General features: G+C 69.2%; 15 protein-coding genes and 2 pseudogenes. 7 read left to right on the top strand and 10 right to left on the bottom strand.

The window, feature by feature from the left end; all coding sequences use genetic code 11:
- Positions 1 to 16: 16 nt before the first annotated feature.
- The 7 genes from ACIBJF_RS10475 to ACIBJF_RS10505 all read right to left on the bottom strand — a co-directional run bounded on the left by ACIBJF_RS10475 (position 17) and on the right by ACIBJF_RS10505 (position 9159).
- A complete protein-coding gene (locus ACIBJF_RS10475; RefSeq protein WP_399173290.1) occupies positions 17 to 748 on the bottom strand; it encodes a Mut7-C RNAse domain-containing protein in 732 nt (243 codons plus the stop codon).
- A 33-nt stretch (positions 749 to 781) separates the two neighbouring features.
- A complete protein-coding gene (locus tag ACIBJF_RS10480; protein WP_399173291.1) occupies positions 782 to 1423 on the bottom strand; it encodes a TetR/AcrR family transcriptional regulator in 642 nt (213 codons plus the stop codon).
- 4 nt (positions 1424 to 1427) lie between these two features.
- The gene (locus ACIBJF_RS10485; RefSeq protein WP_399173292.1) at positions 1428 to 2993 is read right to left on the bottom strand and encodes an MFS transporter; all 1566 of its coding nucleotides are present in this window, start codon (positions 2991 to 2993) and stop codon (positions 1428 to 1430) included.
- 108 nt (positions 2994 to 3101) lie between these two features.
- Positions 3102 to 4508 (bottom strand): glycosyltransferase family 39 protein, encoded by a 1407-nt coding sequence (locus ACIBJF_RS10490; RefSeq protein ID WP_399173293.1) that lies wholly within the window; start codon positions 4506 to 4508, stop codon positions 3102 to 3104.
- 237 nt (positions 4509 to 4745) lie between these two features.
- Complete coding sequence (locus tag ACIBJF_RS10495; protein ID WP_399173294.1) at positions 4746 to 6584, bottom strand: glycosyltransferase family 2 protein; 1839 nt, start codon at positions 6582 to 6584, stop codon at positions 4746 to 4748.
- A gap of 196 nt (positions 6585 to 6780) precedes the next feature.
- Complete coding sequence (locus tag ACIBJF_RS10500; RefSeq protein ID WP_399173295.1) at positions 6781 to 8280, bottom strand: glycosyltransferase family 39 protein; 1500 nt, start codon at positions 8278 to 8280, stop codon at positions 6781 to 6783.
- A 165-nt stretch (positions 8281 to 8445) separates the two neighbouring features.
- A complete protein-coding gene (locus ACIBJF_RS10505; RefSeq protein WP_399173296.1) occupies positions 8446 to 9159 on the bottom strand; it encodes a hemolysin III family protein in 714 nt (237 codons plus the stop codon).
- 286 nt (positions 9160 to 9445) lie between these two features.
- On the opposite strand from ACIBJF_RS10505, the gene ACIBJF_RS10510 reads away from it, so the two are divergent.
- The 6 genes and pseudogenes from ACIBJF_RS10510 (at position 9446) to ACIBJF_RS10535 (ending at position 16434) form a co-directional block, all read left to right on the top strand.
- Positions 9446 to 11266, top strand: a complete 1821-nt coding sequence (locus ACIBJF_RS10510; RefSeq protein WP_399173297.1) for a phosphoenolpyruvate carboxykinase (GTP) — start codon at positions 9446 to 9448, stop codon at positions 11264 to 11266.
- A gap of 213 nt (positions 11267 to 11479) precedes the next feature.
- Positions 11480 to 11899 (top strand): annotated as a pseudogene (locus ACIBJF_RS10515) (delta-60 repeat domain-containing protein); the annotation flags it as partial.
- Positions 11900 to 11922: 23 nt separating this feature from the next.
- A complete protein-coding gene (locus ACIBJF_RS10520; protein ID WP_399173298.1) occupies positions 11923 to 13512 on the top strand; it encodes a calcium-binding protein in 1590 nt (529 codons plus the stop codon).
- A 123-nt stretch (positions 13513 to 13635) separates the two neighbouring features.
- Positions 13636 to 14567 (top strand): annotated as a pseudogene (rfbA, locus tag ACIBJF_RS10525) (glucose-1-phosphate thymidylyltransferase RfbA).
- Between the two features lie 379 nt (positions 14568 to 14946).
- On the top strand, positions 14947 to 15927 hold the full coding sequence (locus ACIBJF_RS10530; RefSeq protein WP_399173299.1) for a hypothetical protein: 981 nt from the start codon (positions 14947 to 14949) through the stop codon (positions 15925 to 15927).
- 132 nt (positions 15928 to 16059) lie between these two features.
- A complete protein-coding gene (locus tag ACIBJF_RS10535) occupies positions 16060 to 16434 on the top strand; it encodes a sugar nucleotide-binding protein (RefSeq protein WP_399173300.1) in 375 nt (124 codons plus the stop codon).
- Between the two features lie 174 nt (positions 16435 to 16608).
- Here the strand turns inward: ACIBJF_RS10535 and ACIBJF_RS10540 are convergent, their stop codons facing one another.
- Complete coding sequence (locus tag ACIBJF_RS10540; protein ID WP_399173301.1) at positions 16609 to 17883, bottom strand: glycosyltransferase; 1275 nt, start codon at positions 17881 to 17883, stop codon at positions 16609 to 16611.
- Between the two features lie 10 nt (positions 17884 to 17893).
- Positions 17894 to 18496, bottom strand: a complete 603-nt coding sequence (locus ACIBJF_RS10545) for a tetratricopeptide repeat protein (protein WP_399173302.1) — start codon at positions 18494 to 18496, stop codon at positions 17894 to 17896.
- Between the two features lie 236 nt (positions 18497 to 18732).
- Between ACIBJF_RS10545 and ACIBJF_RS10550 the strand changes: the two genes are divergently transcribed.
- Positions 18733 to 19848 carry a glycosyltransferase gene (locus tag ACIBJF_RS10550; protein ID WP_399173303.1) on the top strand — a complete coding sequence of 372 codons (1116 nt, stop codon included), beginning with the start codon at positions 18733 to 18735 and terminating at the stop codon, positions 19846 to 19848.
- 10 nt (positions 19849 to 19858) lie between these two features.
- On the opposite strand, the gene ACIBJF_RS10555 is transcribed toward ACIBJF_RS10550, so the two are convergent.
- Positions 19859 to 20323, bottom strand: a complete 465-nt coding sequence (locus tag ACIBJF_RS10555) for a tetratricopeptide repeat protein (RefSeq protein WP_399173304.1) — start codon at positions 20321 to 20323, stop codon at positions 19859 to 19861.
- Positions 20324 to 20341 lie beyond the last annotated feature (18 nt).

Below are 20341 nucleotides of genomic sequence, written 5' to 3' on the forward strand. Positions count from 1 at the left end.
TGATCGGCGCGCGTACTCAATCCCCCTGGGTACGCATGCTCAACGCCCGCTCCACGACCGCCTCCAGCTGTTCGTGGTGCGCGCCCTTCCAGTACACGCGGCCGCACTCTGTGCACTGGGCGAAGACGTCGTACGACCGCTGCGTGCCGTGTTCCAGATGGTCGGCGACCTCTTCCTTGGTGGCCTCCTCCAGCAGGCCGTTGCAGGCGGTGCAGCGGGTCCAGGGGCGCAGGTCGGGGGCGAAGCGGTCGAGGACGTCGTGCAGCTGGTCGTCGGGGCGGGTGCTGTAGACGAACGCGCCGGCCCATAGTTCGCGGCGGCGCAGCAGACCCCGGTCGCGGCTGAGCATGACGCGTTTCTCGGTCGCCGAGCGCTTGGCGAGGGCCGCGTCGCCGATGTCGGTCGACTCGTACGCCGTGTCCACGCCGAGCAGCCGCAGCCGACGGGCGAGCGTGCCGAGGTGCACGTCGAGGAGGAAGCGGAGCGGGGCGCCGGGGACGCGCTGGGGGCGGTCGACGGGCCGTACCTGCACCGTCTCGCCGGCCTTCGGGATGTGCGACGCCGGGGCCTCGCGGCCGTCCACGACCAGCGCGCCGACCTCGGTCAGCGGGACGCCGAGGGACTCGATGACATGGCCCAGGGTCGAGACGCCGTCCGTGGCCAAAGGTGTGGCACCGGCCCGCCGGGCGTGCGGCACGAACAGGTGGAGCGCGGGGGCGACTTCGACGTGGATCTCGGGTCGGTTCACTGTGTCAGGATCGCACGGGAGTCCGCCCGGACCTCAGTGCTTTTCGTTCGGCAGGCCGTGCTGCATGACGTCCAGGGCGCGGTCGATCAGGGCCGTGAAGTCGTCCCGGTGGTCGTTCTCCGCCCAGTACATGGAGGTCTCCATCAGACCGCCGATCAGGGACATGGCGTAGACCCGGACCTCCAGGCTGTCGGGGGCGCGGCCGGTGCGCTCGCCGATGGCCTCGCAGAGCATGCGGCCGGTGGCCGACATGCTCTCCATCATCCGTGAGCGCACCGCGGGGACCTGGACCATGAGGTGGGTGCGCAGCCGGGACACCGCGAGGTCGTTGTCCATGCCGAGCTCGACCGCCCGGTGCAGGACGTGCCGGATGGTCTCGGACCAGGGTTCGTCGGCGGGCCGGGCCCTGATCTCCTCCAGGATGACCGGGTCGTACTCGTCCGTGAGGACGATGTCCTCCTTGGTCGGGAAGTAGCGGAAGACGGTCGACGGCGACACCTCGGCCCGCTCGGCGATCTGGTCGATCGTGGTGGCGTCGTAGCCCTGTTCCCGGACGAGGGCGTAGGTCGCCGCGCGGATCGCCTCCCTGGTCTTGATCTTCTTGCGCTCGCGCAACCCCAGCTGCGGGCGGTCGGCGGAGGAGAGGGGGGAGAGGGGGGAACGTGCGGCCGTCATGCGGTCATTCTCCGGCATCCGCCACGGGGGCGGCCATGGCCGGGACGTCCTCTCGACCGGTGCGCCGTACCACCGGGGTGTTCGGCAGCAGCAGCGCCGCGAGCAGGGCCGTCACCAGGGAGGCGATCCCGCACGCCAGCAGCACGACGGTCATCCCGTGGAGGTACGCGCTGTTCGCGGAGGCCGCGAGGTGAGCCGAGTCGGTGTGCGCGGCCACCACATGCGCGGCGACCACGGACTCCCTGGCGGTGTGCGCCACGGGGCCCGGCAGCCCTGTCACGTCGAGCCGGTCCCGGAAGGCGCTCGCGAGGAGGCTGCCGAGCAGCGCGATACCGATGGCGCCGCCGACCTGGCGGAAGGTCATGAGCAGCCCGGACCCGCTGCCGGCCCGGTCGGCGGGCAGCGTGCCGAGCGCGCCGTCCATCGCCGGGACGACCGCGAGGCCGAAGCCGAGGCCGGTGATCGACAGCCACAGCGCGGTGAAGCCGTAGCCGTCGTGCACGGTCGTACGACTGCCCAGCAGGGCGGCGAAGGAGAGCACGACCAGGCCCGCGCTGACCACCGCGCGCGCCCCGAACCGGGCGACGAACGCCTGGGCGCCCCTCGCGGCGGCCATCAGCCCGGCCATCATCGGCAGCAACCGCAGACCGGTGGCGAAGGCGTCGTGGCCGAGGACGGCCTGGAGGTAGGTCGGCACGGTGAACATCAGGCCCGACAGCACGAACATCACCAGCGTCGCGGCGACGGTGTTGAGCAGGAAGCCCCGCTGGGCGAGCAGGCCCATGTCCAGCATGGGGCGGGGCGTCCGGCGCTCGCGCAGCACGAGCCCGGTCAGCAGGACGGCGGCCGCCGCGAACATCGCCGGCACCAGGCCGTCGCTCCAGCCGCGGTCCGGGGCCTCGATGATGGCGTAGATGAGCGCGCCGAGCCCTGCGGCGGTGAGCGCGGTGGAGACGGCGTCGACCTTGGGGCTCGCTGGGTCCCGGGTCTCGGGCAGCAGGAACGCGCAGGCGGCGATGCCGAGGGCGGCCATCGGGATGTTGATCAGGAAGACCGAGCCCCACCAGAAGTGGCCCAGCAGCCAGCCGCCGACGAGGGGGCCGAGCGGCATGCCGAGCGCCGAGGCGGCGGAGATCATGCCGACGGCCTTGCCGCGCTCGTCCGGGCCGAACAGCGCGGGCAGCACGGACAGGGACAGCGGCATGATCAGCGCGGCGCCGACGCCGAGCACCGCGCGGGCGGCGATCACGGCGTTCACGTCGCCGGCCAGGGAGCCGAGCACCGAGCCCGCGAGGAAGACGGCGAGTCCGGCGATGAGCATCCGGCGCCGGCCGAACCGGTCGCCGAGCAGGCCCGCCGGGAGCATCAGCGCGGCGAAGACGACGACGTACGCGTCGCTCATCCACTGCTGCTGCCCGGTGCCGGCGCCGAGCTGCGCGGCCATGGTCGGCAGGGCCACGTTGAGGATCGTCGAGTCGAAGGCGAGCACCAGCATGCTCGCGACCAGGGCTCCTAGGGCCCACCAGCGGCGGGGGTCTCGCCGCACTGCTTCATCCGTGATAGTCACCATAAATTGAGAGTAACTCTCAAAAACGAGTTGCTGTCAATGGATGCTTTTTCCGGGCGCACAAAAGTGGCCACGGCTCGGGAGCCGTGGCCACAGGGGGAGAGCTGGGGGTTATGCGGTGTCCTTGTGCACGAGCAGGGTGACGGTCATCCCCGTCACGGCCCGGCTCCAGGACGTGGTGTACTGCGCTCGCAGAGCGTCGGCCTCCCCTTGGGCGATTGCGGTCAGGGGGTCCGGGTCGTTGCCCTGGGTCAGCAGCCAGATGCGCCGCTCACCCCTCAGGCACAGGGCCGGGGCGGGGCACTCGAGCGCGTACAGCTGGTTGATCGACCTGGGAGTACTGGTGAGGAAGACGTCGCGCATCTTCAGGTCGCGGGGCAGGTAGTACTGGACTCCGCCGTCGAGCTTCCAGGTGTTCTCGCGGTCGTAGACCACGGCGTCGCCCGGCTGGTGGTAGGTCCTGATCACATCGGCCGCGGCGGCGTAGTCGAGCGGGACGGGTGCGTCGTGCTCGAACGGCTGCCGCATTCGGTTCTGGTCGGGCAGGGTGAGGACGGCCAGCGCCACGAGCAGGGCCGTGGCGGCCTTCCAGGAGCCGCAGATCGCGGCGAGGCCGGTGCCGGCGAGAAGGGCCCAGGCCGGGAGGGTGAAGAGCAGGTAGACGTTGCGGAAGTAGGAGACGTCGCCATGGGAGCTCAGCCAGACGAGGAGACAGGGCAGGAGGGCCCAGGCGGCGCACGTGAGCAACGGGGCCTTGCGGTGTGAGCGGGCCAGGACGGCGAGGGCGATCAGCGCTCCGGCGCCCAGCGCGGAGGCGAAGACGTCCTGCCAGATGGAGACAAGCGCCCAGACGTCGGGCTCCGGCACCCAGTACAGCTGCCGTTGGACCTGGGACCGGCCGAGAAGGACGAGTGGGGCGGCGCAGGCGGCGACGGGCAGCAGGGCGGCGGCGGTTTTCCACCACAGGGCGCGGTCGCGCCGCGCGCGGGCCCCGAGCAGGAAGAGGTGGGCGGGCACGATCGACAGCGCGATCAGATGAAGGAGTCCGACGCCGGCCAGCGCAAGCGTGTAGGCGCCCCATCGCCACGGGCTGCGCGGGTTGTCGAGGGCCCGGAGGAGCAGCAGTGTCGCCAAGGTGACGGCGAGCATGACCCAGGCGTAGCTGCGCGCCTCCTGTCCGTAGCGGCTCACCGCGGGCAGCAGCGAGAAGAGAACTCCGGCGGCAATTCCGGCGCGGCTCCCGAAGAGCCGGTTGCCGATGAGGGCCACGGCCGACGCGGCACCGGCCACGGCGAAAAGAGAAGGGAGCCGCATGGAAACGACGGAGTCACCGAAGAGCCCGACCCAGGCGTGCATCAGCAGGTAATACGTTCCGTGGACGGCGTCCACGTTGTGGAGAGTGGCAAGAATCTGCCCCGTGCTGCGATTCACCATGTCCCAGGTGACCAGCTCGTCCCGGCCCAGCAGGGAGTCGGTCAGACCGTAGCCGGTCAGGCCGGCCGCCAAGGCGAACGGCAACAGCCAAAGCCACGGGCCCGCCGGGCGACTGCCGGGTGCGGCCGCTTCCGCCCTCCGGGTTTCTTCGCGTGGTGCGGGAAGCGGCGCGGTGACTGCCATCAAATTCTCCTGAGCCCTGCAATGGGAACTTTTCCCTTATACATGTGGGCCGGACATTCGCTACGGCAAGCGGGTCGATCGATCACCTGAATGGGGGCGAAATGAAAAGGTCCGCCAAGCGGTACCGGGCCGTTCGACTTACGAGGTCAGGGCGGCGGGCGTGCCGTAATTCACGTCCCACACCCAGACTCCGCCGACCAGAGTGCCGTCCCGGCCCAGGAGCTGTTTCAGGGTCTCGTAGAGAGGCGCGGCGTTGAACCCGGGCGCAAGCACGACGACGCCCGCCTTCCAGTACGTCAGGTCCTCCTCGGCTTCGACCCGCTGCAGCGGGCCGATCTCCGGGACCCTTCCGCTCGTGTACACGTCCCCGAGCAGCCTGTAGGTGGGGCGGGGTTCTGGGTTGTAATTGCCGGTGTGTTCCGGGCCGTTGGGCGCCATGAAATAGCCGCCCGGCATGGTGAAGGCCATGTGGGTCGCCGACTGCCAGTGCTGAGACTCGGTGGTGTACGCATGGGCGAGCGGTACAGGGACGAGGGTCTGGCCCTTGTCGACGTACTGACGCCATGTGCCGCGGGCGATGAAGTCGGGTACGGGCGGCCGGACGTTCGTGGGGTATGGGGTGGGCACGATCGGCAGCAGGGCCGCGGCGACGGTGGCGAGCCCACATACCTTCAGCCGGAGATCGGACGAGGCCGCGAGGCGGTCCACCGCAAGCGCCACGAGCGTGCCCAGCACGGGAGCACAGACCATGCCGAACCGGCTCTCGATCACTGACCCGAACAAGGGCAGGTCGAGGATCAGCCGCCACGGGCCAGGCAGGACGAGGCCGGTGCCGGGGATCCCGATCCGTGACCCCATGGAGAGCACCGCCCCGCCGATCGTGGTACACACGAGCGCCTTGACCAGCGGCCGCCGCCACATACGGACCGCGATCGCGAGGGCGAGCGCGGCGAGGGGCCAGCCGTAGAAGGCGTTCTGCTCGAGGCGGTTCACGGCGAACCGGTCAGCGACCGAAGGATCGCCGGCCAATGATCGTCCGGCGAACTCCAAGAAGGAGAGCGGACTGTTGACGACGGGGCCGTGCGGCACGTCCGTGTAACTGCCCGGTCCGAAGAACTGGAAATACAAGGGCCCCAGGACCAGCGACAAGAGCACGGCGAGTGCGATCGGGAGGCCCTTCCGGAGGGGCTTCACGGCCTCCCGCGCGCGACCGCGGTCCGCCAGCGCGTACCCGGCGGCGAACAGCAGCATCCCCACCGCGGCGATCAGCAGCACCTCCTCGCCGATGAAGATCTGGTAGGCCGTGAACAGGCCGAGCAGCACTCCGTCCCGTACGACCCGGTCACCCCGGCACAGGCAGAGCGCCCGGTCGACGATCAGCGGGATCATGAAGAGTGCCGTGAAGTTGGGGTGGGCGTTTCCGTGGCTGATCATCGGCGGAGCGAAGGCGGCGAGTGCCGCGCCGACCGCGGCCGCGGGACGGCCGCGCACCGCCCACCGGGCCAGCACCCAGTACCACGCGATGCCCGTCCCTGCGAGGCCCCAGGTCAGCACCAGCGCGTAGGTCACGGTCGGCCCGAACGCCAGCGTGATCGGTGTGAGCGGCACGGTCAGACCGAGCATGACGGTGTTGGCCATCAGGTTCGCCCCGTCGGGGAATCCCTGGACTGTGGTGAAGAACGGGTTGTGGAGGTGCGCGACGTTCTCGGCGGCCACCGCCATGAACCACTCGGCCTGGTTCTGGTCCCCTCCCGAGTCGGTCAGGTACGCGTGGGCCAGGTCGCTCCACAGGTTCACGTAGAGGAGGTGGGCGGTGAGCACGAAGAACACTGCGACGGCGATGTCGAAGGGCCGGACTGCACGGGTGATCGGCCCGGCCATGCGTCGGAGCCGGCCCGGTGGTCGTTGCCCGGGGATGGTGGCGGGTTCGGGGGTCACCACCGAGCTGTGGTCCGGCTGCTGTTCGACTGTAGTCATCGGCGTCCGCCTCCGAGTCGGTACGCCCCGCTATGGGCGTGTTCATCCCCCCACGTTCGGCGCCGGACACCCTAGAGGGCGACCTGCGCCGGACGGGCGAAGCGCGCCGTGACGATTACGCTGCGTGAGTAATCGGAACTACGGAGCGTGTCCCCGGCATGTGACGGTCCCGGTAGGACCGCACGCCAAAAAATGCCTACGCGGTGCGCACCAGCAGTGCCACTGTCAGACCGCTGGGACGCTCCGCCCCGTACGCCCTGTAGTGGGCGCGCAGCGCTGTCGCCTGGTCCGCGGGCAGCCCGTTCAGCGGGTCCGTCTCGTCCCCGCTCACCACGAGCCAGATCCGCTGCTCGTCGCGCCGCAGGCACGCGGCCGGCTCCGGGCACTGGACGGCCGCCAGGTCATCGCGCTGGACGGGCGATTCGGCGAGGAAGACGTCGCGGAGGCGCAGATTCCGCGGAAGGTAGTACGCGACGCCGAGGGAGAGGGCCTCCTCCTGCGTCCTGTTGTAGACGATCGCGTCGCCGGGGACGTAGTACTTCCCGATGGTGCGTGCGGCCGCCGCGAAGTCGGGTCCGCCCGCCCAGTAGTGCCCGAGCGGCTCCCGCAGTGACTGCTGGTCGGGCGCCGTGACCACGGCGAGGACCGCGAGGGCCGATACGAGCACCGGTCGGGACCGGGCCGCGGCGGCGAGTCCCGCCCCGGCGAGAACGGCGAACGCCGGCAGGGTGAAGAGCATGTACCGGAAGTAGAAGTACGAGATGTGCCCGTGGGAGAACGCCCAGATCAGCAGGACGGGCGCCACTGCGGACACGGTGCAGAAGACGACGGCGTCACGGCGCTCCCGGTACGCCACCAAGGCCAGCAGCACCACCATCCCCGCGCACAGGCCGGAGTAGAACAGCTGCGACCAGATGTCGAGCAGACCCCATGCGTCCGGTTTGGCGATCCACCAGATCTGCCGGACGGTCTGCCTCCTGCCCAGCAGCACCACTGGGCACACGCAGGCGACACCCACCAGAACCGCGAGGCAGAAGCCGAGCCACACCCGGCGCTCGCGCCGGGCACGCATGGCCACGAGTGCCAGATGCCCGACCAGACACGTCAGCGCGATCAGATGGGACAGCCCCACGGCCACCAGGCCGAGGGCGTACGCGGCCCACCGCCACGGGCTGCCCGGGCGGTCCAGGGCCCGGAGCAGCAGCAGTGCGGCAAGGGCCACGGCCAGCATCACCAGGCCGTAGGGGCGCGCCTCATGCGCGAACCGGCTCACTCCGGGAATCAGGGTGAACAGCAGGCCGCCGACCACTCCCGCACGGCGGCCGAACAGCCGTCGCCCGATCAGCGCCACACAGGCCGCGGCACCGGCCATGGCCAGGGCGGAGGGCATGCGCAGAGCGGTGGCGGAGTCTCCGAAAAGCGTCCTCCACTCATGGAGGAGGAGGTAGTACGTACCCAGCACCGCGTCCACGTGCCGCACCGTCGCCAGCACCTGCCCGGCACTTCGGCCGGACACGTCCCAGCTGGTCAGCTCGTCGCGTCCCATCAGCGGTTGGCCGATGCGGTACGTGCCCACGATCAGTGTGATCATCGACGGCCACAGCCACAGGCCGACGGGGGTGACCCAGCCGTGGCGCTCACCTTCCGGGTCGGGAACGTCGCTGGTGTCCTGGGCTGGAGGGGCGAGAAGCGTCATGCGGACAGCCATAGCGGCGCAGCGGAGCAGGCCGCACCCACGACCCGCTGTCCCGGTCCGCTTTCCCCTGTTCGGACGAGTGGCCCGGGCCCTCGCCCGGCCGCCACGGCATGGGAAAGGCCGCGGCTTCGACGCCGCGGCCCGGGGATAAAGGGGAGGTCGGAGCTACGTGTGCTGGTACGCCACCAGCGAGATCCCGACGTAGTGGACGACGAACGCCGCGAGGGTGAAGGAGTGGAAGACCTCGTGGAAGCCGAACCAGCGCGGTGACGGGTTCGGGCGCTTGATGCCGTAGACCACGCCGCCGGCGCTGTAGAGCAGGCCGCCGACGACGACCAGGACCAGGACGGCGATGCCGCCGGTGCGCAGGAAGTCGGGCAGGAAGAACACGGCCGCCCAGCCCATGGCGATGTAGCAGGGCGTGTAGAGCCAGCGCGGGGCGCCCACCCAGAAGACCCGGAAGACGATGCCGGCCGCGGCGGCGGCCCAGATGCCCCACAGCAGCCACTGGCCCTTGGCCCCGGGCAGGAGCAGCAGGGTGAGCGGGGTGTAGGTGCCCGCGATGATCAGGAAGATGTTGGCGTGGTCGAGGCGGCGCAGGACGCCGTCCATCCGCGGGCTCCAGTCGCCCCGGTGGTACAGCGCGCTGACGCCGAAGAGCAGGCAGGCCGTGAGGACGTAGATCCCGCAGGCTATGCGGCCTCTGGTGGAGTCGGCGAGGGCGGTGAGCACGAGGCCCGCGATGAGTACGGCCGGGAACATGCCCAGGTGCAGCCAGCCGCGGAGCCTGGGCTTGACCGGATGCGGCAGGGAGAGCGCGACGGGACCGCGGCCGTCGGCCGGCGTCTCCGTGGGCGCGTCGGGAGCGGACGCAGTCATGCGGGGCATGGTACCTACGGCACCGTAAGTCGGGTGTCAGTACGGACCTTGGTCGATCGAACGCAAAAAGACCTTCAGGTGACACAAACCTGGACGTAAAGGAAACGTAAACAGGCCTGGAAACCGTGGCCTTCCTCACGTCGCTCACTTGTGAGGCCCCCTGGACAGATGCGCGCGAACGACGGATGATCATATGAGTACGGTCGGCACCGGATGAGCATCAGAAGCGTCCGGGTCGCAGCCCCCACGGGGCCACAAGGACAAAATCCCTCACTTAGGAGCAACCGTGGCGCGCGACAACTCGGCTTCCAGCGTTCCCACCACCCATCAGGAACTGATCTCGTGGGTCAACGAGATCGCCGAACTGACGCAGCCGGACAGCGTGGTCTGGTGTGACGGCTCCGAGGCGGAGTACGAGCGGCTCTGCGAAGAGCTCGTGGCCAAAGGCACTTTCAAGAAGCTCGATCCGATCAAGCGCCCCAACTCCTACTACGCGGCCTCCGACCCGACCGACGTCGCGCGCGTCGAGGACCGCACCTTCATCTGCTCCGAGAAGGAGGAGGACGCGGGCCCGACCAACCACTGGAAGGCCCCCGCCGAGATGCGGGAGATCTTCAGCGGTGAGAAAGGCCTGTTCCGCGGCTCCATGCGCGGGCGCACCATGTACGTCGTCCCGTTCTGCATGGGCCCGCTCGGCTCCTCGCTGTCCGCGATCGGCGTGGAGATCACCGACTCCGCCTACGTCGCCGTCTCCATGCGCACGATGACGCGCATGGGCCAGGCCGTCCTGGACGAACTCGGCGACAGCGGCTTCTTCGTGAAGGCCGTCCACTCCCTCGGCGCCCCCCTGGAGGAGGGCCAGGAGGACGTTCCGTGGCCGTGCAACTCCACCAAGTACATCTCGCACTTCCCCGAGGACCGCGAGATCTGGTCCTACGGCTCCGGCTACGGCGGCAACGCCCTGCTCGGCAAGAAGTGCTACGCGCTGCGTATCGCCTCCGTCATGGCGCGTGACGAGGGCTGGCTGGCCGAGCACATGCTGATCCTCAAGCTCACCCCGCCGCAGGGCGAGTCCAAGTACGTCGCCGCCGCCTTCCCGAGCGCCTGCGGCAAGACCAACCTCGCCATGCTGGAGCCGACCATATCCGGCTGGACCGTGGAGACCATCGGCGACGACATCGCCTGGATGCGCTTCGGCGAGGACGGCCGCCTGTACGCGATCAACCCCGAGGCCGGCTTCTTCGGCGTCGCGCCCGGCACCGGTGAGCACACCAACGCCAACGCGATGAAGACCCTGTGGGGCAACTCGGTCTTCACCAACGTCGCCCTCACCGACGACGGCGACGTGTGGTGGGAGGGCATGACGGAGGAGACCCCGGCCCACCTGACGGACTGGAAGGGCCGCGACTGGACCCCGGACTCCGCCGAGCCCGCCGCGCACCCCAACGCCCGCTTCACCACCCCCGCCGCGCAGTGCCCGATCATCGCGCCCGAGTGGGAGGACCCCAAGGGCGTGCCGATCTCGGCGATCCTCTTCGGCGGCCGCCGCGCCTCCGCGGTGCCGCTGGTGACGGAGTCCTTCGACTGGAACCACGGCGTCTTCCTCGGCGCCAACGTGGCCTCCGAGAAGACCGCCGCCGCCGAGGGCAAGGTCGGCGAGCTGCGCCGCGACCCGTTCGCGATGCTGCCGTTCTGCGGCTACAACATGGGCGACTACATGGCCCACTGGATCGACGTGGCCAAGGACAAGGACCAGTCCAAGCTGCCGAAGATCTACTACGTCAACTGGTTCCGCAAGAACGACGAGGGCAAGTTCGTCTGGCCCGGCTTCGGCGAGAACTCCCGTGTCCTGAAGTGGATCGTGGAGCGCCTGGAGGGCAAGGCCGAAGGCGTCGAGACCCCGATCGGCGTCCTGCCGACCAAGCAGGCCCTGGACACCAAGGGTCTCGAACTGTCCGACTCCGACCTGGACTTCCTGCTCTCGGTCGACAAGGACGTCTGGCGCGAGGAGGCCGCCCTCGTCCCCGAGCACCTCAACACCTTCGGCGACCACACCCCGAAGGCGCTGTGGGACCAGTACCACGCGCTGGTGGAGCGCCTGGGCTAGTCCCGCCTGAGACTCCACGGCCGGTCGCCGTGCCCTGACCAGCGATCGTCCCGGCCGGCCGTGGACACAACCCACCGGGGCCCCGCACAACGGCGTGCGGGGCCCTGGCCGTTGGCCGGGTGTTCGTCCACGCGGGTGGATTGCCGCGCCCGTTGGGTACGACACGGCTCGGGGCGGCCGGAGGGGTGTGCGAGGGGCGGAAGGCTGTCGCCCATGATCACACCTCATGTTCGATCGTTCACATCGCGTGTTCGATCGCTCGTCGCGCGGACCGGGACGGTGGCGGCCACCGTCCTCGCGCTGGTCCTGGCCCTGCCCGGCACGGCTGCCGCCGCCCCCGGCGACCTGGACCCCACCTTCGGCGGCAACGGCACGGTCCTCACCGACATCGGCGGCGACGACTCCGCCAACGACGTGGCGGTGCAGCCCGACGGCAAGATCGTCTCGGTCGGCGCCTCCGCCGACAACTCCGTACCGGAGAGCGACTTCGCGCTCACCCGCCACAACCCCGACGGCACACTGGACACCAGTTTCGGCGGCGACGGCAGGGTCACGACCCCCATCAACAACATGATCCCGCCCGAGCAGCTCCAGTGGAGCGAGGCCCATGCCGTTGCGCTGCAGTCCGACGGCAAGATCGTCGTGGCGGGCGGGAGTTGGCGGAGTACGACAACTGCTGCTGGTTCGTGGTGGCCCGGTACAACCCGGACGGCACGCTGGACACGAGCTTCGGTGGCGGCGACGGCAGGGTGTTCACCGACTTCGGCACCCCCGAAGAGGCCGAGGACGTGGCCGTGCAGCCCGACGGCAAGATCGTCGCCGCCGGCTACGACGGGGGCGATGCCGCCGTGGCCCGCTACAACCCCGACGGCAGCCTGGACTCGAGTTTCGGCGGCGGCGACGGCATGGTGACCACCAACCCGGCGGGGCCGTCCCTGCAGGAGGGCGGCGACGCGCGTGCCCTGGTCCTGCAGCCCGACGGCAAGATCGTGGTGGCGGGCGAGCTCGGGCAGACCCGCTTCGACTTCGCGCTCATCCGCTACAACGCCGACGGCAGCCTCGACACCGGCTTCGGCAGCAACGGCATCCAGCGCACCGACTTCGGTGGCTACGACTCCGCGGAGGCGCTCGCGGTCCAGTCCGACGGCAAGATCGTCGCGGCCGGTGCGGGCGGCGGCGGGTTCGCACTGGCCCGCTACAACACCAACGGCACCCTGGACACGAGCTTCGACGGCGACGGCCTGGTCGTCACCCCCGGCGGCGGCGCCGAGGACGTGAAGCTGCAGAGCGACGGGCGGATCGTCGTCGCAGGCGGCGGAGTCGGCGGCTTCAAGGTCCTGCGGTACAACACCAACGGCGGCCTGGACACTGGCTTCGGCACCGGCGGTCAGGCGACCACGGGCTTCGGCGGCAGCGACGTGGCCCACGGCGTGGCCCTCCAGTCCGACGGCAAGATCGTCGCCGTCGGCCAGGGCGGCCCGAACGACGACTTCGCCCTGGCCCGCTACCAGGGTGGCGGCACCACACCGCCCCCCACCAGCGCGGACGTCTCGGTCACCAAGACGGGCCCCACGTCCGTCACCCTGGGCGACCGGGCCACGTACACCGTGCGCGTGACCAACGCGGGCAGCTCCACCGCCTCCGCCACCGGTGTCACGCTGAGCGACTCGCTCTCCGGAGCGGGCGCCACCGTGGTGTCGGCCGCGCCCAGCCAGGGCAGCTGCACCACCACCGCCACCGGCGCCACCTGCTCCCTCGGCACGCTGGCTCCGGGCGCGAGCGCCACGGTCACGGTGGTCGCCGAACCCCGCACCACCGGCACCCTCACCGACACCGCCACGGTCCGTGCCAACGAGACCGACCCGGCGACCGGCAACAACACGGCGACGGCGAGCAGCGGGGTCAACAACTCCCGGGGCTGCACGATCGTCGGCACCAGCGGGGACGACACCCTCAACGGCACGTTCGGCAACGACGTGATCTGCGGCCTGGGAGGCAACGACACCATCCGCGGCAACGGCGGCGCCGACACCGTCTACGGCGACTACGGCAACGACAACATCGACGGCGGCGACGGCAACGACACCCTGTACGGCGGTCCCGGCAACGACTCGGTGAACGGCTCCAACGGCAGCGACCGGGTCATCACCACCGACGGTGTGTCCGGCAACGACACGGCCAACGGCGGCCCCGGCTTCGACTCCTGCACCACCGACCCGGGCGACACACGCATCAGTTGCCCCTGAGTACCGGGCCCGGCGGAGCCTGAGAGCGCCGGCTCCGCCGGGCCTGCCCATCATGCGATCGGGGTCTTTGAACACCCACAGCGGGAAACGGGTCGGTATAGGTAATTCACCTATCGTGCTGCCATGCGCGGAATTCTCCTGGACGGAGGCACCGGCTCGCGACTGTGGCCCTTGACCCGCTCGGTCTCGAAGCAACTGCTGCCGGTCTTCGACAAACCGATGGTCTATTACCCGCTCTCCACACTGGTGATGTCCGGTGTCCGGGAAATTCTGATCATCACCACACCCGAAGACCAGTGCCAGTTTCGCCGCTTGCTCGGCGACGGCACACAACTCGGCCTGCGCCTCGCATACATGGCGCAGGAAACACCGAAAGGCATTGCCGAGGCCTTCCTCCTGGGCGCCGACTTCCTCGACGGGGAGCCGGTCGCCCTGATTCTCGGCGACAACATCTTCCACAGAAGCGGCCTCGGCACACGACTGGCCCGGCACGACGAACCGGTGGGCGGAAGGGTGTTCGCCTACCAGGTCGCCAACCCCTCGGCCTACGGAGTGGTGGAGTTCGACGCCTCCGGGCGAGCCCTGTCCATCCAGGAGAAGCCGGCCCGGCCCAGGTCCCGGTACGCCGTGCCCGGACTGTACTTCTACGACAACCGCGCCGTGGACATCGCGCGCCGGCTACGGCCCAGCACCCGGGGCGAGTTGGAGATCACCAACCTCAACAGGGTCTATCTGGAGGCCGGGGAGCTGCATGTCACCGGCTCGACCGGGGCACCGCCTGGCTGGACACCGGGACCTTCACCTCCCTGGTGCAGGCGTCCGAGTTCGTCCGCGTGATCGAGGAACGCCAAGGCTTGAAGGTCGGTTGTGTCGAGGAGGCGGTCTGGCGGGCCGGCCTGATCGACGACGGACTCAGGAACCTGGCCCGGCCGCTGCTCAAGAGCGGATACGGCGAGTACCTGCTGGGCCTGCTGGAGGACTCCGGGCCCTCCCTCTCCCCGCACAGAGGCGCGGACGTACCGAAGGCGCGGACGCGGGAGGAGGAGAACTCGTAGGGGCGCTCGGCTTTCTCCCTCGGCCGGCAGCTGAGCCAAGGTCTGTGCGGCCGTGACGATTCGGGACGAAGGGGGTTGAAGAGAGTGCGGCCCTCACTCGAAAACTGCGTCGCAGATCGCAGAAAAAACCTCGATTGAAAGCAGGCGCTCCGAGCTTGGGCGTTTTGGCTGAGTAAAGTCACGCCTCTCGGGTGATCTTCGCCGGACGGCGCCGAGACATTTCCATTCCTTCAAGTGCGCAGCGTGCAAATTGTTGTCGTCCGCGGCCGACGCTGCGGGACCCGCATGCGGAAAAGCACTCCCCGTGCACCGCCTGCGGTCTTTCCGCTCACTTCCAGGGAAGGTTCTCTTGAGCCGTAGAACGATCCGAAATTCGCGCTTGAAGTCCGCCATGATGGTGGGCACGGGCGCCCTCACCGTTGCCCTCAACGTACTGCCGGGCACGGTTGCCGCCGCCGACGCGATGCAGCGGCACAGCGCCGCCGGCGCCGCGGAGAAGTACGGTCCGGGCGACGAACTCAGCGCGGCCATCGCCGACGCGATCAACCGGGCACCCGACGACAGCTTCGCCTCGCTGAGCGGCTCCGGCCCCGACCGCGGTGGCTACGACGACCACGCGGACAAGGGCGGCGACCAGGGCTGGGGCGACGACCAGAGCAACAAGGGCGACGACCAGGGCTGGAGCGACGACAAGGGCTGGGGTGACGACCAGGGCTACGGGGACAACCGCGGCCAGTGGGGTCCCCAGGGGCACAAGGACGACGATCACAAGCACCACGGCAAGCCCTGCAAGTGCAAGGGAGCCACGGGCGCCACGGGAGCCAGGGGAGCCACGGGCGCCACCGGTCCGACGGGTGCGACGGGTGCGACGGGTGCCGGTGTGAAGGGTGCGACGGGCGCTACCGGTCCGACGGGTCCGACGGGTCCGCAGGGTGCGACTGGTGCTGGTGGTACCGGCTCGGTTGGTGCGACGGGCGCCACCGGTCCGACGGGTCCGACGGGTCCGCAGGGTGCGACTGGTGCTGGTGGTACCGGCTCGGTTGGCCCGACGGGCGCCACCGGTCCGACGGGTCCGACGGGTCCGACGGGTGCCACTGGTGCCACCGGTGCCACTGGTGCGACGGGCCAGGGCCTGAGCACCTACATCGTGGCCGTCCACAGCGACACGAATACGGCGACTGCTCTCTGCGACACCGGCGACTCTGTCACCGGCGGCGGATTCGACGGTACCAACAGCTCCACCCGCTTCAACGGTCCGGTCACCTCGGGGACCCGGCAGGGGTGGCAGGCCATCCAGACCGGTGTGGCCTCGGGGATCACCGCCTACGCGGTCTGCGCCGACTTCCCGCCGCCGCACTAGGCCGCACGCTTAGGTGACGCACTTCCCCCGGGAAATGCGAGATGGTGCCCCGAGGCCTCGGTCTCGCGGGCACCGTCTCCGTTTCCTGAGAGGTAACCGAAGAGGAACCCAGGGAGAACCACGTGCCTCCTCGTGACCAACGGCGCCGGATCCATCGGTTCTGAATGCGTCCGGCAACGGCTGAACTCGGACCCGAAGGCCCGTATCAGCGCCCTCGACAAACTCACCTGTTCGGGCGGCGAGGAACGGCGCTCGCCCACCACCGCACCCACTGCTGCGTCAGCCGGCTGGTGGCCGGCGCCCGCGGGCCTCCTTGGCAGACCCGACCGCCGTACGCGCCGCCGTCACCGGCCACCGATTCGTCGTCAACTGTGTCGCCTGACCGACGTCGACGGCGCCGAGCGGGCCGAGGCGGCGGCCACCGCCATGAACGGCACCGGCGTACGCCACCTCGCTCACGCGTGCGCCGACAGCGGCGCCGTCCTGCCGCAGGTCTCCACCGACTAACGTGGCCCAAGTTCCCGCGCCCGGCGCCCCTTGGGAGGACCAGCTGGCCTGGGCTCTCAAAGCTCCCGCCTTGGCCACCTTGATCGACGCGGCCCCCACGACTCGGCGGCCCGTAACGCACGAGGCGCCCTGCGCGACCCGAGAGTCCCGCAGGGCGCCTTGCACGCTGTCGGCCTAGACCAGCAGCGGGCCACCGCAGCGTGGGGCGCCCTCCTTCATCGCGATGAGGTTGGCGACCACGTACGAGATGTTGTTCTTGGAGTGCCACTCGCTCGGGAAGTACGTGACCAGCCGCGAGGACTGGAACCGGGCCTCGATGTCGGGGACGAAGGCGCGGTACTGGTTGTCCGTGTAGTACCAGAACGAGTTCTCGTTGTAGAAGGCGACGTGGGTCGGGTCCTGGTACGCGCCGCGGCCGTCGGAGCTGGGCGTCATGGTGAGGAGCATGCCGCCGGGTGCCAGCAGCCGGTAGAGCTCGTTGATGAGTGGCACCTTCTGCGGCACGTGCTCGAGGAAGTCCACCGCCCGCATCAGCCCGACCGAGTTGTCGGGCAGGTCGAGCTTGTCGGGCAGGGTCGCCACGATGTCGACGCCCATACCGGGACGCTGGTCCACGCCCAAGTAGCCGGGAGGCTTGCGGTGGGCGGCGCCGAGGTCCAGCGCGAGCAGCCCGCGACGGGCCGTCCAGGCGAGGGCGTTGGCCTCGATGTACTTGTCGTACAGGGCGACCGTCTCGCGCTGGATCTGGGCGTTGATCTTCGGGTCGCGCTGGGTGTTCTCCGGGTGCATCCGCTGGAGATACAGACAGCGCTCGATGTGGTGGAAGTCCCCGATGTGGAACAGGCGGCACATCAGGTCCTGGTCGTCCAGAACGGTACGGGCGGCGTCGTAGCCGCCGACGCGTTCGTAGGCCTTCCTGCGGAACGCCCGCACATGGTTGGGGGCGTACCAGATGTAGGCGACGTTGTGCGGTGTCGGAGCCATGCTCTGCACCTGGAGCAGCTTGCGGCCGTCGACCCGCACGTCGCTGTACTGCCAGCCGTAGGACTCGTTGAAGCGGCTGTCGTCCCGCTTGCCGTCCTCGGTGATCTGCGCGGTGTTGCTGTAGACGAAGACGGCATCGGGATGCGCGTCGAACGCCTTGGCGAGCTCCGCCAGACACGCCTTCGCCAGCAGGTCGTCATGGTCGAGTTCCACGAGGATCTCGCCGCGCGCCAGTTCACAGGCCCGGCGTTTCGCCGCTCCGACTCCCTTGATGTCGTCCGCGATCTCCACCCGGACCCGCTCGTCGGGCCGTTCCGGCCGCCAGCGGGCGCCGTTGTTGAGCAGGACGATCCACTCCCAGTCCGTACAGGTCTGCGCCTGCAGGGTCTTCAGGCATTCGTCCAGGTAGCGGGGGCGGTGGCTGGGGGTGAAGACGGAGAACCTCGGTGTCGCCGTCGACGTCATCTGGTACTCCTTAGTCGCTCGAAGTCGCTGGGGGTCTCACTGCATCCCGGAACGCTTCCGGCACCTGCGGCAGCATCCGTCGATCGGCCGCGACCGCCTGCCGGAACGCCTTCTTCGCCTCGACATCGCGGTGCTGGTTCGCCAGAAGCCGGCCGAGCTGCATCTGCATCACCGCCGACTTCGGGGCGGTGGCGACGGCGCGCTTCAGCAGTTCGATGGCTCGATCGGGCTCGCTCGCCGTGATCAGATTCACCTCGCTGTAGAGGGCGGACATGAACGAAGGGTCGATCTTCAGCGCCTGGTCGTAATCCGCACGGGCCTCAGCCGTCCGGCCGTTCTGCTGCTCGACGAGCCCCAGGCGGTACCAGGCCTCCTTGCTCCGCGGGTCGATTTCCAGCACGCGCCGGTAGCTCTTGACCGCCCCGGCGAGGTCCTGATGCGCCTGGCTCTGAAGACCGGACTGCAGGAGTGTGCCTGTGTCTTTGCTCTGGGCCGCTGACGAGGCCTTGGATTCCGATGGATCGCTCGTCGGGGAATCGATGGCCCAAACGGTCACCCCGATTGCCGCCGTCGCTGTTCCGGCGAGTCCTGCCCACAATCTTTTGTATTTCACCTTGTCACATCTCGTGGAATAGTCGAGGACGGATGGATTGGCTTTTCTCGGGTGGCGGGCACAGACGTTACGAGTTCGCCCCGACGGCGCCACCGTTAGCCAGGCGCTCGGGGTCCGCAAACCACCCGGATGCACGAGTCGAAAACAGTCTCTCGGACCAGCCTCTTTGCACGCCTCGAAGAGGCTGGATACCGTCCCGGTTCGGTTGTGTGCCGCTACTGAGTGGGATGGGATCCGTGACACAAACGGTCTGTCTGAACATGATCGTCAAGGACGAAGCCCCGGTGATCCGGCGGTGCCTGGAATCCGTACGACCCTTGATCGACACCTGGGTCATCGTGGACACCGGCTCGACCGACGGCACCCAGGACGTCATCCGCGACGTTTACCGTGATCTACCCGGCGAACTGTACGAACGGCCTTGGAAGGGATACGACGGCAGCCGCACCGAGGCGATCGAACTCGCCCGCGACCGTGCCGACTTCCTGTTCTTCATCGACGCTGACGATGTGATGGAGATGGAGCCCGGCTTTCGCATGCCGGAGCTGACACGCGACGCCTATCGGGTCGACATCCACTCCGGGGACATCGTGTACTGGCGCCCCGTACTGGTCTCGACCCGGCTGCCCTGGCGGTACGTCGGCGTGCTGCACGAGTACGTGGAGTGCGGCAGGCCGTTCAGCCTCGGCACGCTCGAAGGCGCCCGCATGGTCATCGTGGGCGGCGGGGGACGCCATAGAAACGAAGGCGTGCGGGACAAGTACCTGCGCGATGTGAAGATCCTCGAGGACGGCCTGGCCAAGGAGCCCGGCAACGCGCGTTATGCCTACTACCTTGCCCAGAGTTGGCGCGATGCGGGCGAGCCGGAGAGAGCGATCGAAGCCTATGACCGCCGGGCGGCCATGGGGGGCTGGAACGAGGAGATCTACTGTGCCCACCTATGGGCCGCACGGCTCTCGGAGACTCTCGACCGGCCACCGGCCGAGGTGATGGACCGGTACCTCCGGGCCCACGAGACCCTGCCTTCGCGCGCCGAGGCCCTGGCCGACCTCGCGCGCTGGTGCCGTGTCAAAGGCCAGCGCTGGCCTCTCGCCTACATGTACGCGCGGCAGGCGGTACGGATCCCGTATCCGACCGATGGCCTGCTCGTCGAGACCGGCTGGTACGACTGGCAGGCACTCGACGAGCTCGCGGTGTCCGCCTTCTGGGTCGGGGAGTACGAGGAGTCGGCGAGCTGCTGCGAACGCCTGCTGGAAGGCGGCAAGCTGCCCGACGAACACCGCGAGCGCGTGACGGAGAATCTCAGGTTCGCACGACAGCGCCTGAGCCCGAGGGAACTCGCCGAAGTCTGAGATGCCGGCGTCAGTGCCCGCGCGCGGAGTCCTTGAACTTCTCCGGCACTTGGGCGAGCAGGGAGGGATCGATCGCGACGGCCCGGCGGAATTCCGCCGCCGCTTTGCGCTCATGGTCCTTTCGAGCCCAGATCTCTCCGAGATGCAGATGCGTCGTGGGCTCCCGGGAGTTGGCGGCCGCGGCACGTTCCAGAAGTGCCACGGCCTGGTCGGGCTTGCTCCACTGCACGAGCAGCGCCTCGTTGAAGAGAGCCGGTGGGAACGCCGGATCGATCGTCAGCGCCCTTTCATAGGCACGATGGGCATCGGCCGTGTCTCCGACTTCTTGCGCGGCGACTCCCAGGTCGAACCACGCGTACTTGTTCTGCGGTTGCAGTTTCAGTACAGCTGCGTAGGAACGGGCGGCGGCTTTGGGATCGTGGTTCTTATCCTGCAGAATGCCCGTCTGCAACAGTGAATTGGCGTCCTGGTGCACCGGCGGCGAGTCCCCGGA

This window comes from Streptomyces sp. NPDC050743 (assembly GCF_044456925.1).
Classification (GTDB): domain Bacteria; phylum Actinomycetota; class Actinomycetes; order Streptomycetales; family Streptomycetaceae; genus Streptomyces.